Origin of the sequence: Chromobacterium sp. ASV23 (assembly GCF_016428945.1) — a bacterium.
Taxonomy (GTDB): Bacteria; Pseudomonadota; Gammaproteobacteria; order Burkholderiales; family Chromobacteriaceae; genus Chromobacterium; species Chromobacterium sinusclupearum.
This window is the reverse complement of sequence record NZ_JAELTR010000012.1, coordinates 24743-39129: the sequence shown is the minus strand read 5'-3', so window position 1 is coordinate 39129 and position 14387 is coordinate 24743. Positions and strand designations below refer to the sequence as shown.

Sequence of the window (14387 nt, the reverse complement as noted above, 5' to 3'; positions counted from 1 at the left end):
GAAGGCGGCGGGGCGGGTAAACTCTGCCCCTTCGCTTTTGTACAGCCAGACAAGAATATCCCATGCCTTACATCGCCAAATCCATCACCTCTCCGCATAACGACGAAGTCAAGGCGCTGGCCCGTCTGGTCCAGCACAGCCGCGACCGCCGCAAGGAGGGCGTGATGGTGCTGGAAGGCATCCATCTGGTCGAATCCTGCCTGCAAGCAGGAGGCCGGCTGGCGCGGGTGTATCTGAACGAAGCGGCCGCGGCCAAGCCGGAAGTGATCTCTCTGCTGAATGGCCTGCCGGCGGACACGGTGGTGGTCACCTTGCCGAAGCCGGTGATGGCGAAGGCGACGGCGCTGTCCAGCGCGTGCGAGCTTTTGGCCTTGTGCGAGCGGCCGCTGCCGCCCGCGCCGCATGCCGACGCGCCGCGCGTTCTGCTGGAAGACATCCAGGATCCGGGCAATCTGGGCACCATTCTGCGCAGCGCCGCCGCTGCCGGCGTCTACGATGTGTTTTTGTCCAAGGGCTGCGTCGATGTGTTCTCGCCCAAGGTGCTGCGCGCCGGGATGGGCGCGCACTTTGCGCTGCGCATCCATGAGCATGCCGATCTGGCCGAAGAGCTGCGCCGTTTCGCCGGCCGCAAGCTGGTGACCTATCTGGAAGGTTCCCGTTCGCTGTACGGCCACGACCTGACCGGCGCGGTGGCCTTTGTGTTCGGCAACGAGGGCGCCGGCGTCAGCGAAGCCTTGTTGCAACTGGCTGACGACCGCATCCGCATTCCCATGCCCGGCCACGCCGAGTCGTTGAATGTGGCGATGGCGGCCACGGTATGCCTGTTCGAGCGGGTGAGACAGCTGCAGCCTTGAGTGAGCCGCAGGGCGAGTCGCCTATCAGCCTGACGTATCGTCGCGCTCCCGGCTTTGCCAGTCACGCTTGCCGGCCGCGATAACCGCTATGCGCGCGGCGTCTATGGTGGCCGGAATGGCGGCCTTGTCCGCGCAGCCGGCGGCGATGGCGCCGGCGTCTATCTGCAGCGCCGCTTCCAGCAGGGTCTCCAGATAGGCTTTTTGAGGGTACGGCGCATCCTCAAAGTGCAGCCGGCCGCGGGCGTCGGCCAGACAGGCGTCCAGCATCAGGCGGAAACGTTCGGGTCGGCGCAACGCATCGCATTCCTTGAACAGCCGCAGCACCGTGTCGGGACGCAACTCGAAGGCTTGATGCACCTTGGTGTGATGCACCAGCGTGATGTGGGCCAGGTCTCGGCAGTCGCTCGGCACCCGCAGCCGGCGACAGAGTTCCGACAAGGGCGCGATGCCGCGCATCTCATGGCCGATATGGCGCGGCAGCACGTCGGGCGGCGTCAATGCCTTGCCCAGGTCGTGCCCCAGCGCGGCAAAACGCACCGTCAACGGCTGTTTTTGCGAAGCGGCGTAGTCCAGCACGCGCAGCGTATGGTCGCCGCAGTCGATTTCCGGGTGATAGTCGGCGCGCTGCGGCACGCCGAACAGCGCGTCCACCTCCGGCAGAATGCGCGCCAGCGCGCCGCATTCGCGCAGCACCAGCAGCATCCGCGACGGCTTGTCCTCCATCAGGCCCTTGGCCAGTTCCTGCCATACCCGCTCCGCCACCAGCGCGTCGGCCTCGCCGTCGTCCACCATCTGGCGCATCAGCGCCATGGTTTCCGGCGCGACGGCGAAGTCGAAGCGGGCGGCGAAGCGCGCCAGCCGCAGGATGCGCACCGGATCCTCGGCGAAAGCCGGGCTGACGTGGCGCAGCAGGCGCGCCTTCAGATCTTCCTGGCCGCCGTATGGATCGGTCAGGCTGCCGTCGGCGGACTCGGCGATGGCGTTGATGGTGAGGTCGCGCCGCGCCAGGTCTTCTTCCAGCGTCACATCCGGCGAGGTGTGGAAGGTGAAGCCGTGGTAGCCTTTGCCGACTTTGCGCTCGGTGCGCGCCAGCGCGTATTCCTCCTGGGTTTCCGGATGCAGGAAGACCGGGAAGTCCTTGCCCACCGGGCGGAAGCCCAGTTCCAGCATTTGCTCGGGCGTGGCGCCCACCACCACCCAGTCTCTATCCTTGACCGGCAGATTCAACAGGCGGTCCCGAACGGCCCCGCCCACGGTGTAGATTTCCATGCTCAACGTCCGGCCTTTTCTCGATAGCAGGAAGCGATGAAATTGCTGTCGCGACCGGCCAGCCAGCCCGGCGCCAGCGCGGATAGCGCGGTGGGCTCGAAGCCCAGCAGCGCGGAAGGGAAGGGCTGGTCGCTGACATTATCCCACTGCAGCGACCTGACATTGTCGCGGCTCATCAGCGTGGGGCCGGGCAGGCATTCCATCAGCGCGCCCTGCAGCATCGCCAGGCTGTTCGGCAGGCCGATCACGGGCCGCGGATGGCCGCTGAGCCTGCCGGCCAGCTGCGCCAGTTCGGCCAGGGTATAGATTTCCGGTCCGGCCAGATCCAGCCGGAGTCCCGCAGTTTCCTGCCGCGCCAGGCAGGCGCTGACCGCGCCGGCCACATCCTCCACCCATACCGGAGCCATCCGGCAATGCGCGCCGGCCAGCGGCAACACGGGCAGCCGTTTTTGCAGGTCGGCGAACAGATTGAGAAAGGCGTCGTCCTGGCCGAATACCACCGATGGCCGCAGTATGGTCCAGACCAGCCCGCTGTTTTCCACCGCCAGTTCGCCCAAGGCCTTGGTCTGCTGATAATCGCTGGGCGCATCCTGCGCCGCGCCCAGGGCGCTGATGTGCACCAGGCGGCGCACACCCGTTTGCTTGCAGGCGGCGACGATCTTTTCCACCAGCTGGACATGCGCCTTCTCGAACTGGGCGCGGCTGCCGTGCAGGATGCCCACCATGCTGACCACGGCGTCGTGGCCGGCGATCAGCTCGGTCAAGCGGGCCGGATCGTGGACATCGGCCGATGCCAGCTCGACCGACGGCAGCACGCTGAGCGCCGGCAGCGCCGCCTTGCGGGTGGCTACCGTCAATCGATGCCCTTGTTCGGCCAGCCTTGTGGCGATATGCAGGCCGATGAAGCCGCTGCCGCCTATCAGACAGATTCTAGACATGTTGGCTCCCGTGTTGTGTTGCCCAGGCTGCGCTTAGCGCGCCGGGATCATGCCCATCCGGTTTTTCAGCGAGATGTTGGCGTGACCGAAAGTGCTGGAATAATAGGCCGCGTTGGCCATGACTTTTTGCACATAGTCGCGGGTTTCGCTGAACGGTATGGTTTCCGCGTAGATGGTGCCGTCCAGCGGGCGGTCAGCCTGCCAGTTGCGGGCGCGGCTGGGGCCGGCGTTGTAGGCGGCGGTGGCCATCACCTGATTGCCGGACAGATTGTCCAGCACATAGCGCAGATACCAGGTGCCGAGCTGGACGTTGGTTTCGATATCGTTGACGGCGAAGTGGGCGAGGCCGATCTTCTTGGCCGCCCATTTGGCCGTGGCCGGCATCAGCTGCATCAGGCCGGAGGCGCCCACGCCGGAACGCGCCATGGTGATGAAGCGGCTTTCCTGGCGGATCAAGCCGTAAACCCAGGCGTCGTCGATATCCAGCTGGCGGGCGTACTTTTGCGTGACTTCGCGGTAGGGCGTCAGATAGCGCAGCGAAAAATCGTGCTCTTCCTTGGTGCGTTCCGCGCTGTAGATGGCCATGTCGTAAAAGCCTTCCTTGCGGGCGATCTCGGCGGCGGCCAGCAGCTCCATGTCGTTGCGGCCGCGCATCGCCCAGCGCCATTCGCGTTGCGCGTCGGTGCGGAATTCGGGCTTGGTGTAGATTTCGGCCACGTTCAGCAGCGCCAGCGAGCGGCGAATCGCCGGGTCGGCTTTCAGTTTGTCGACGTCCGCGCTGCTCGGCGTGGTCTTGCTGGCGGAGGCGGACAGGCTGTTGCCCAGTTCTTCCAGCGACAGCAGCGCGTAATAGCTGTGGCCCACGCTGGCCTGGCTGAGCAGCGGGCTGGCTTCGGCCGGCTTGCCCAGCTGCTTCAGCGAGCGGGCCTGCCAGTAGCGCCAAGCCGGTTTGCTGGAAACGGTTTTGGGCATGCGGCGAATGATGTCATCGAGTTGCGCCCACTGTTCCAGCCGCAGCGCGGCGCGCGCCCACCATTCCCATTGATCGGTGGTGAGCTGGCGCGGATCGGCCTTGGCGAACCATTGCAGCGCCTGTCCCGCTAGTTGTTTGCGGGCGGACAGCAGGGCGAGTTGGCCCCAGCCGAAGCCTGCGCGATCCGGCGTCAGGTCTTTTTCCACCCGCGTCAGGTAGGATGCGCCGCCGTCTAGATCGCTCTTGGCCTTGCGCACGATGTCGTACAGGATGGCTTCCTGGCCGCCCGGCGTGGCTGGGCTGGCGTTGGCCGGCTTGTTCAGCGCCGCGTTGTCGAGCGGCAGCTGGGTGTCGGAGGCCAGTTGCCGGGCTTGGGTCAGGAAGTTGCCGGCCAGCAGCAGGCGCGTGCGCCGCCACAGCCAGTCCTGGTCCAACGCGCCGCGGGCATAGGCGGCTTCGATCAGCCGGGTGCAGCCGTCCGGTGCCGGTTTGCTGTCGAGGAAGCGGTCGAGGTCGTCCAGCTTTTGGCCCTGGCGCAGTTGGTAGATCTGGCCGTAACAGGTGGATTCTTCGTCGCGGCCTTCCTCCGGCAGCTTTTTCCACTCTTCGGCGAAGGCGGTCCAGTTCTCGCGCAGACCCAATTTCTTGACCCATTCATTGCGGATGCGCTCGGGCATCAGGCCTTCCTGCACTTGGGCCAGGAAGCGCAAAACCTGGGCGTCGTCATTCTTGTCCAGCGCCTTCCAGGTCAGCCAGTAAGCCGGGTAGTCCTTCAGCGGATAGCCGGCTGGCAGCTTGTCGCCCAGACTGGCCAGCTTGGTCTGGTCATTGGCTCGGTACGCATCGCGCGCGGCGATCAGCGTATCGTCGGGGCCGGCGAAGGCGGAGAGAGGGGCGGCCGCCGCGATCGCCAGGAGGGTCAGGCGTATGGAGGTGGTCAGGACTTTCATGTGGGTCGGTGTCTTTTTGTTCAAAGCCCATCCTGGCCGGATAGGGTTTGCATGTTGTTTGGGTTGGGGGCTTCGCCAGACCAACCGCATTTCTCATAGAGACAATTCGGGCGATGTCGGTTCAGGCTTTGTTGCCACGGCAATGACTTGTCTATGGTCCCCTGCGGCCATCTTTACATCCAGACGGCCGCTTTGAAGTTCGGTATGTCGATTCGAATGCGCCGACGCTAGGGGCTGTTGACGTTTGGTGAGCGGTCGCGCCGGGATGCTTTTTGCGCCGAATCGAGGCGTTTCGCGCGCCGCATAGTCATTCTCTGCCAGCGCGGAACAACGAAGAGTCGGCGCGAAAGGCGCCCGGCCCTGCGGGTTTGGCCGCTTTGGGCCGGAAGCCGCGTTGCCCAGCCCTTGCATAGAATGACTATGCGGCGGACTGCGCGCCTTGCTTCCGGCCCAAATCGGCTCAAACGCGATCCACTCACCAAACGTCAACAGCCCCTAGTTTGGCCATATAAAGATTCTTTTTCGACACCCAGTAATTTAAAGCATTTTCCGCTTTGCAGCCAGACAAGGCCGCGGCGAAGTAGCCTAACTGCGAGTTTTTCTGATATTTCAAGTGAATTGCCTGGGGCGCGTGGTCTGATGTCGCGCATTGGGGGGCGGGCCTCATTCTGCGAGCGATGGTTTGAGGCGGCGTGGCGGCGATGGAGTGGTCTATCGACGTGAATATAAAGCCCGTGATGGGGCTTGGTATTTTGGGGCGTTTGGGGTTGGAAAAATACGATGATGCGCGGGGCGCCGATTTCAGTCTGCCTGCAGATATTCGATGGCGAGGATGTGCGTGAGCGGGCAGGGCGGCCGCCGGTATCGGCTACAGGCGGCCGCGAGGGTGCGGGCTTTTTTAACGCTGGCCTGATCCGCCGTTTTCGGCAGGTGCCATCTCAACCGTTTGGCGAGGTTTGCGGCCGCGCTGCATGATCAAGATGAAGAACAGCGGAATGAAGAAGATGGCGATGAAGGTGGCGGCCAGCATGCCGCCTATCACCGGCGTGCCCAGCGAGTGCCGGCTGGCCGCGCCGGCGCCGCTGGAGGTGAGCAAGGGCACGCACCCCAGGATGAAGGCCAGCGAGGTCATGACGATGGGGCGAAAGCGCAGTCGCGCCGCCTCGCATGCCGCTTGCGACAGCGACATGCCTTCCTGGTATTTCATCACCGCGAACTCCACGATCAAGATGGCGTTCTTGGCTGCCAGGCCTATCAGCGTCACCAGGCCGATCTGGAAGTAGACGTCGTTGTTCATGCCGCTCAGGTAAACGGCAAGCAAGGCGCCGAACAGCGCAAACGGCACTGCGCTCACGACCGCCAGCGGCAGGCTCCATTTCTCGTATTGCGCCGCCAGGATCAGGAACACCATCAGGATGCCGAAGGCGAAGGCCATGGCGCCGCTGTTGCCGGCCAGTTTTTCCTGATAGGCGCTGCCGCTCCATGCCAGGGTATAGTCTTTGCCCAGGGTTTGCTCGGCCACTTGCTCCAGCGCGGCGATGGCTTGGCCTGAGCTGACGCCGGGCGCCGGCTGCGCCATGATCTTGGCGGCGTTGAAAATATTGAAGCGGTTTACCAGCTCCGGGCCGAAGCTGGGCCGGATGGTGACCAGGCTGGTCAGCGGGATCATGGTGCCGTCATCGGAGCGCACGTGCACATTGCGGATGTCTTCGGGGCGGGCGCGGAAATCGGCCTCGGATTGCAGCTGCACTTTGTAGGTGCGGCCGAATTTGTTGAAGTCGTTGACGTAAAGCTGGCCGAAGGTGGCGGACATGGCGTCGAACACGTCGTTGATGTTCACGCCCAGCGCCTTGGTTTTTTCCCTATCCAGATCGATGAACTTCTGCGGCACATCGGCGCGGAAAGTGGTGCTGACCGAGGCGAACTCTGGCCGTTTTTCCGCCGCCGCAAGAAAGCGCGTGGTGGCTTCGCTGAGTTTGCGCGAGCCGCTGCCGCCCCGGTCCTGCAAGAAAGCCTCCAGGCCGCCCGTGGTGGACATGCCGATGATGGGGGCGGGAGTGAAGGCGCGGATGACGGCCGCCTGAACCGATTTGCCGCGCGCCATCGCCCAGGCGGCGATGCTGGCGGAATCCTGCCCGGCGCCTTTGCGCTCATGCCAGGGCTTCAGGGTGACGAAGCTGGTGGCGTGATTGGACTGTTTTGAGCTGGACAGGATGTCGAAGCCGGTAAAGGTGGTGACATTGGCGATATCGGGGTTCGACAGCAAGACCTTGTCGAACGCCTCGGTCACCTTGGCGGTGCGGGTCAGCGCGGCGGCGTCCGGCAGCGCCACGCTGACAAACAGGCTGCCCATGTCTTCGTCCGGGACCAATGAGCCGGGCACGCGCGTGAACAGCAGGCCGGTGGCCAGCAGCATGGCGGCGAACAGTCCCAATCCCAGCCCCCGGCGGCGGTTGAGGAAGGCGACGCCGGTGACATAGCCGAAGGTGAGCCGGGTGAAGGCGCGGTTGAACCAGGCGAAAAAGCGCGCCGGTTCATGATGTCCCGGCTTAAGCAGCAAGGCACACATCGCCGGGGTCAGCGTCAGCGCCACAATGCCGGACAAGATCACCGAGATGGCGATGGTGATGGCGAACTGTTTGTACATCACGCCGGTCATGCCGCCCATGAAGGCCACTGGCAGGAACACCGCGCACAGCACCAGCACGATGGCCACCACTGGACCGGAAACTTCCTGCATCGCCAGGATGGCGGCGTCCTTGGCCGAGCAGCGCTGCTCGCGCATGATCCGTTCCACGTTTTCCAGCACCACGATGGCGTCGTCCACCACGATGCCAATGGCCAGCACCATGCCGAACAGCGTCAGCAGATTGATGGAGAAGCCCAGCATGATCATGCCGGCGAAGGTGCCGATCAACGATACCGGCACCGCGATGCAGGGAATCAGCGTGGCGCGGAAGTTCTGTAGGAACAGGTAGACGATGGCGAAGACCAGCACGGTCGCCTCCAGCAGCGTGGAGACCACCTTTTCGATGGAAACCTGGATGAACTGGGTGGTATCGAAGGGGATGGCGTAGTCGATGCCGGCCGGGAAGCGGGCTTTCAGCTTCTCCATCTTGGAGCGGATGGCCGCGGCCACCTCCAGCGCGTTGGCGTTCGGCTGCAGATAAGTGGTGATGCCCACGGCTGGCTTGCCGTTGCGCATGCCGATCACGTCGTAGTCGTTGCCGCCCATCTCCACCCGCGCCACGTCCTTGACGCGGATCTTGGAGCCGTCCGGCTCCGAGCGAATGATGATGTCGCCGAATTCCTTGGGGTCCGCCAGCCGGCCTTTGGCGTTGACGGTATAGGTGAAGTTGATGGCCTGGTTGGTGGGTTGGGCGCCGATTTTGCCGGCGGCGAACTGGGCGTTCTGCTCGCGCACCGCCCGCGTCACGTCGGCCGGCGTCAGCGCCAGTTGCGCCAGGCGGTCTGGGCGCAACCAGATGCGCATCGCGTAATCCGTGCCGCCCATCATATTGACATCGCCCATGCCTGGAATGCGCTTGAGCTCGTCCATGATGTTGAGCAGCGCGTAGTTGGCCAGGTAGTTGCGGTCGTATTGGCCATTCGGCGAGCCGATGGAGATCACGCTGAGCACGGAGGTGGATTTCTTGCGCACGGTGATGCCCTGGCGCTGCACTTCCTCCGGCATCATTTTCATCGCCGCCTGCACCCGGTTATTGACGTCGATGGTCGCCTGGTCCGGATCGGTGCCCACCTTGAAGTAGACGTTGAGGCTGAGCTGGCCGGTGGACGAGGCGTTGGACTGAAGATACAGCATGTTCTCCACGCCGTTGATCTGCTGCTCCAGCGGCGCGGCTACGGTTTCGGCTATGGTTTCCGGCGTGGCGCCGGGGTAGCTGGCGCTGACCGATACCACCGACGGCACGATCTGCGGATATTGCTCAATCGGCAGCGCGCGCATGGCCGCCAGACCCGCCAGCGTGATGATGATGGCGATGACGCTGGCGAAGATGGGGCGGTGGATGAAGAATCTGGAAAACATGTCGCCTCCTATTTGCCGGCCTGGGCGATCGGCTTGACCATGCTGCCCGGCGTGGCCTTCATCAAGCCATCCACGATCAGGCGCTCGCCGGCGGCCAGCCCGGATTCGATCACCACCTCGCCGCCGCTTTGCATGCCCAGCTCCACGGGATGCGCGGCTACCTTGTTGTTCTCGTCAACGGTCAACACCATGTTTTCGGCTTGCGACTGGATGATGGCGGACTCCGGCACGGTGATCACGTTCTGGCGGGTGCCCAGATCCAGCAGCACGCGCACAAACTGGCCAGGCAGCAATTTGCCGTCCGGATTGGCGAAGATGGCGCGGCTGCGGATGGTGCCGGTGCGCGGGTCCACGCGGTTGTCGTGGAAGTTGAGTTCGCCGGTCAATGGATATTCGCTGCCGTCGGCCAGCAGGATGCGGACCCGCGGCGCGTTTTTGGGCGCCGCGATGTCGCCATGGTTGACGCCGTGTTCGTAGTCGAGCCGGTCCTGCTCCGAGATCGAGAAGTTCACATACATCGGATCGAGTTGCGAGATGGTGGTCAGCGGCTCGGCGGCGTCGACCCGGATCAGGCTGCCTTCCGATTGCACTTGTTTGCTGGTCATGCCGGAAATGGGCGCGGCGACATGGGTGTAGTCAAAGTTGAGCTGCGCCTCCTTGACCTTGGCGTCGGCGGATTGTTTGGCGGCGCGCGCCTTGTTGTAGGCGGATACGGCGTTGTCGTAGTCCATCTTGGAAACGGCGTTTTCCTTGAACAGCGGAATGATCCGGTCGCGGTCGGCGGTGGCCTTGTCCAGCGCGGCTTGTTGTTGCGCTTGCGCGCCTTTCGCCTGTTCCAGCACGGCCTGGTAGGGCGCGGGGTCGATCTGGAACAGCACTTGTCCCTGTTTTACCGGCTGGCCTTCCGTATACGTGCGCTTGAGCAGAATGCCGCCGACGCGGGCGCGTACCTCCACATCGCGGAATCCGGCGGTCTCGCCCACCAGCTCCAGGCGCAGCGGGACGCTGTGCGGGCGTACCGTTTGCACGGTGACGGTAGGAATCTCCGGTTCGGATTTGGGCTGCGAGGGCGCGCAGGCGCTCATGAGCGGCAATAACAGGCCAAGCCATAAGGGACGTAGCAGTGGGTGGTGCATGTGATGGAACTCCTGTGCGGGCGGATGCCGCAGATGCTGCGGGTACGGATGGGCAATCAGGCGGTTGTGTATGGACGCATGAATGAAGCAGGCCGGCCTAAGCGCCGCTGACAAACGCCTGATCCTTGTCGGCGAGTCTTGGCTCAAGCGTTTTTCTAGGTTTTGTCAGCGGCGCTAACTGTGTGGGGCATTGGTTTGAATCATGAGGTGAGCGTGTATTGAGCTGAAGTGTTGTGGTGCATATTATTGTGAAAAAAATTGAATTATTAATTTGTTTTAATATTTCATGTTTCTTTAATAAAATCCATTTTGTCCAATGTTTTTAAGCGGTGCTTGAATTTTATTTTCTATATCCGGTCGAAAAAAGCGGAAATGATAGAAGTTGAAATTCAAGGAATTTGAATATGAAGATTTCGCTCGAGGCATTGACGGCGCTGGATGCGGTGGCGCGGCACGGCAGTTTCGCCGCGGCGGCGGAGGCTTTGCACAAGGTGCCGTCTGCGCTGACCTACACCATGCAGAAATTGGAACAGCAGCTGGGGATCGCCATTTTCGACCGCAGCGGCTACCGCGCGCGCTTGACTCCCGAGGGGGAAGTGCTGCTGCGGGACGGACGCCGGCTGCTGGATGCCGCCGACCGTCTGGAGCGGCGGCTGGCACTGTGCGCCGAGGGCTGGGAGGACGAATTGCGCATCGCGCTGAGCGGGGTGACGCCGATCGATACCCTGGTGCCGCTGATTCAAGAATTCGACGCCTTGGGCACCGGCACCCGGCTAAGTTTTGCCCGCGAAATTTTCAATGGCACCTGGGACGCGCTGCTTGATGAACGGGCCGATTTGGTGATAGGCGCGCCGATGCAGGTGGTGCCGGATGGTTGCAGCTGCCGCGAGATCGGCCAGATGGACATGTTGCTGCTGATGCGGCCAGATCATCCGCTGGCGGCAGAGCAAGAGCCGATCGGGCGCGAACAGTTGCGCCGCCATCGTCTGATCGCCATCGGGGATACCGCGCGCAATATGCGGGGTCGCGCGGCCGGCATGGAAGAGGGACAGGAGCTGCTGCTGGTCTACAGCAATTCGGCCAAGCTCAGTCTGGTGCTTGCCGGTCTGGGCGTGTGCTACCTGCCTAGAGAGTGCGTGCGCCAGCACCTGGCCGCGGGCGAGCTGGTTTCGCGGCGGGTGGAATCCGCCCGTCCGATGCCGGCGGCTTGCTTCGCCTGGCGGCACGGAAGCGGCGGCAAGGCTTTGCGCTGGTTTGTCGAGCGGCTTGAGCCATGGGCGGCGGCCCATGGCCGCGGCGCCGGGTGAGCGGCGCTTAGGCGCTTTGGTAAAACTCGATTGGCAAGCCGTCTGGATCGGCGCAGAAGAAAAAATGCGCGCCGGTATATTCGTCCACTCTGAGCGCTTCGCAGGCGACGCCGCTCGCCTGCAGATAGCTGCGCGCGGCCGCGGCATCGGCGCAGGCCAAGGCCAGGTGGCGCAGGCCGCAGGCTTCAGGCCTGGTGGGGCGGGGCGGCGGCGACGGAAAGCTGAACAATTCGATTTGGGCGCCTCCCGGCAAGGCCAGGTCCAATTTCCATGACTGCCTCTCTTCCCGCCAGTTCTCGGCCACGATCGGCAACCCAAGAATGCGATGGTAGAAGTCTCGCGAGCGCTGATAGTCGGAGGCGATGATGGCGACGTGGTGCAGGCCGTGGATATGCATATCGATTTGGAAGGATGTGTGTTCGATGCCGATGCTGCAGCGCCGTCGGCCCATGGCAGCCTGTCGCGCGCGTAGCTCATTAGGAAAAACAATCAGAATTCTTGCAACAATCAATTAGACGAATTTTATCATGGCTATCAGAATGCACTCACCGATAGTTAACAACCGCATCACCCCGCTAAGGAGATAGCCATGCTGCAAAACCGTGAAGGCCAACGCGTACCGAACGTGACTTTCCGCATCCGCGAAAACAACGAATGGAAGAATGTTACCACCGCAGAACTGTTCGATGGCAAGACCGTCGCCGTGTTCTCGCTGCCGGGCGCGTTCACCCCCACCTGCTCGTCCACCCACCTGCCGCGTTTCAATGAACTGGCGCCTGCCTTCTTCGCCAACGGCGTGGATGCCATCCTGTGCGTATCGGTCAACGATACCTTCGTGATGAACGAATGGGCCAAGGATCAGGAAGCCAGTAATCTGGTGATGATTCCGGACGGCAACGGCGATTTCACCGAAGGCATGGGCATGCTGGTGGACAAGGCCGATCTGGGTTTCGGCAAGCGCAGCTGGCGCTACTCCATGCTGGTGAAGAACGGCGTGGTGGACAAGATGTTCATCGAGCCGCAAGAGCCGGGCGATCCGTTCAAGGTGTCCGATGCCGACACCCTGCTGAACTACATCAACCCGACGGCCAAGAAGCCGGATCAAGTGGTGGTGTTCACCAAGGTCGGTTGCCCGCACTGCGCCCGCGCCAAGGCCGTGCTGGCTGAAAACGGCTACGACTTCGTAGAAGTGCCGCTGGACAACAAGATTCGCGGCAAGGTGCTGGGCGCCGTGTCCGGCGCGATGACCGCCCCGCAGGTGTTCATCAACGGCCAGCTGATCGGCTCCGCCGACGAAGTGGAAAAGCGCTTCGCCAAGTAAGGTTGAACTGACGTTCGTTGCCGGCGGCTTCGGGCCCTGACGCCGCCGGTCGCTTTGGGCCGGTACTCCTGCCGGCCGTTTTTTCGCCGGGATGCGGGACGGCATGCGCGGCGTGTCGTGCCGCATCCCCGCCAAATAAGAGGATACAGACCATGAAAACCATCCATATCGACGTTGCCGTCATCGGCGCCGGCACCGCTGGCCTGGCCGCCTACCGCGCCGCCAAGGCGGAAGGCGCCTCCGCGCTGATCATCGAAGGCGGCCCCTACGGCACCACTTGCGCCCGCGTCGGCTGCATGCCGTCCAAGCTGTTGATCGCCGCCGCTGAAGCGGCCCATCACGCCCGCCACACGGACATGTTCGGCGTGCATGTCGATGGCGAAGTCCGCATCGATGGCCGCGAGGTGATGGCCCGGGTGCGCGGCGAGCGCGACCGCTTTGTCGGCTTTGTGGTGCGCGGCGTGGATGGCATTCCGGCCGAAGACAAGCTGCGCGGCTACGCCCGCTTCATCGACAACACTACCTTGCAGGTGGACGACCACGCCATCGTCCAGGCCAAGCGCGTGGTGATCGCCACCGGCTCGTCGCCGGCCATTCCGGCGCCGTTCCAGGCTTTTGGCGATAGGCTGATCGTCAACGACGACGTTTTCGATTGGGAAGACTTGCCGCAAAGCGTGGCGGTGTTCGGCCCGGGCGTGATCGGCCTGGAACTGGGCCAGGCCTTGTCCCGGCTGGGCGTGCGGGTGCGCGTGTTCGGCGTGGGCGGCGGCGTCGGTCCCTTGTCCGATCCGGCGGTGCGCGATTACGCCCGCCAGGCCTTGCAGGATCAGTTCTACCTCGATCCGAGCGCCCAGGTGCTGGAAATGGCCAATGAGGGCGACGCCGCTCGCATCCGTTATGTGAACCTGGATGGCGAAGCGGTCGAGGAGCGTTTCGACTATGTGCTGGCGGCAACCGGCCGCACCCCGAATGTGCGGGGGCTGGGGCTGGAAAATACCAGCGTGCAGCTGGATGCGCGCGGCGCGCCGGTGTTCGATCCGGAAACGCTGTTGTGCGTCGGCGCCCCAGTGTTCATCGCCGGCGACGCCAACAATATCCTGCCGCTGCTGCACGAGGCGGCCGACGAGGGCAAGGCCGCCGGTTTCAACGCGGCGCGTTATCCCGGCGTGACGCCGGGCCTGCGCCGCTCGCCCATCGCCGTGGTGTTCTCGGACCCGCAGATGATGATGGTGGGCCGCCGCTTTGCCGATCTGCCGAAAGGCAGCTTCGTGGTGGGCGCAGTCAGCTTCGAGGATCAGGGCCGCAGCCGGGTGATGGGCATCAACAAGGGATTGCTGCATGTGTATGCGGACCAGGCGACCGGCCGCTTCCTCGGCGCCGAGATGATAGGCCCGCGCGCGGAAAACCTGGCCCACTTGCTGGCCTGGAGCCATCAGCAACGGCTGACCATTTCGCAGATGCTGGACATGCCGTTCTACCATCCGGTTATAGAAGAAGGACTGCGCACCGCCTTGCGCGACGCGGCGGCGAAGCTGGTGCGGGACTGAGCCGGGTGGGCGTCCGCCTGTTTGATGCAAGCCCCCGGCCCGCG

The 14387-nt window shown here is 63.5% G+C and carries 10 protein-coding genes; 4 read left to right on the top strand and 6 right to left on the bottom strand.

The features are described 5' to 3' along the window. Positions 1-62: 62 nt before the first annotated feature. A complete protein-coding gene (locus tag JHD59_RS07445; RefSeq protein ID WP_199153782.1) occupies positions 63-854 on the top strand; it encodes an RNA methyltransferase in 792 nt (263 codons plus the stop codon). 24 nt (positions 855-878) lie between these two features. Here JHD59_RS07445 and JHD59_RS07440 read toward each other — a convergent pair whose 3' ends face one another. The 5 genes from JHD59_RS07440 to JHD59_RS07420 all read right to left on the bottom strand — a co-directional run bounded on the left by JHD59_RS07440 (position 879) and on the right by JHD59_RS07420 (position 10168). Further along, complete coding sequence (locus JHD59_RS07440; RefSeq protein WP_199153781.1) at positions 879-2123, bottom strand: multifunctional CCA addition/repair protein; 1245 nt, start codon at positions 2121-2123, stop codon at positions 879-881. A gap of 2 nt (positions 2124-2125) precedes the next feature. Then, positions 2126-3061: a complex I NDUFA9 subunit family protein gene (locus tag JHD59_RS07435; protein WP_199153780.1), complete on the bottom strand. Its 936-nt coding sequence runs from the start codon at positions 3059-3061 to the stop codon at positions 2126-2128. A 33-nt stretch (positions 3062-3094) separates the two neighbouring features. Further along, the gene (locus JHD59_RS07430; protein ID WP_199153779.1) at positions 3095-4984 is read right to left on the bottom strand and encodes a lytic transglycosylase domain-containing protein; all 1890 of its coding nucleotides are present in this window, start codon (positions 4982-4984) and stop codon (positions 3095-3097) included. Positions 4985-5882: 898 nt separating this feature from the next. Then, positions 5883-9032, bottom strand: a complete 3150-nt coding sequence (locus tag JHD59_RS07425) for an efflux RND transporter permease subunit (protein WP_199153778.1) — start codon at positions 9030-9032, stop codon at positions 5883-5885. Between the two features lie 8 nt (positions 9033-9040). Beyond that, a complete protein-coding gene (locus tag JHD59_RS07420; protein ID WP_199153777.1) occupies positions 9041-10168 on the bottom strand; it encodes an efflux RND transporter periplasmic adaptor subunit in 1128 nt (375 codons plus the stop codon). Between the two features lie 404 nt (positions 10169-10572). On the opposite strand from JHD59_RS07420, the gene JHD59_RS07415 reads away from it, so the two are divergent. After that, positions 10573-11475 carry a LysR family transcriptional regulator gene (locus tag JHD59_RS07415; protein WP_199153776.1) on the top strand — a complete coding sequence of 301 codons (903 nt, stop codon included), beginning with the start codon at positions 10573-10575 and terminating at the stop codon, positions 11473-11475. A gap of 7 nt (positions 11476-11482) precedes the next feature. Here the strand turns inward: JHD59_RS07415 and JHD59_RS07410 are convergent, their stop codons facing one another. Then, positions 11483-11926 (bottom strand): VOC family protein, encoded by a 444-nt coding sequence (locus tag JHD59_RS07410; RefSeq protein ID WP_233163943.1) that lies wholly within the window; start codon positions 11924-11926, stop codon positions 11483-11485. A gap of 138 nt (positions 11927-12064) precedes the next feature. On the opposite strand from JHD59_RS07410, the gene JHD59_RS07405 reads away from it, so the two are divergent. Together JHD59_RS07405 and JHD59_RS07400 are read left to right on the top strand one after the other, a co-directional pair. Continuing rightward, a complete protein-coding gene (locus JHD59_RS07405) occupies positions 12065-12796 on the top strand; it encodes a redoxin family protein (RefSeq protein WP_103316872.1) in 732 nt (243 codons plus the stop codon). A gap of 152 nt (positions 12797-12948) precedes the next feature. Then, the gene (locus JHD59_RS07400) at positions 12949-14343 is read left to right on the top strand and encodes a dihydrolipoyl dehydrogenase (protein WP_199153775.1); all 1395 of its coding nucleotides are present in this window, start codon (positions 12949-12951) and stop codon (positions 14341-14343) included. Positions 14344-14387 lie beyond the last annotated feature (44 nt).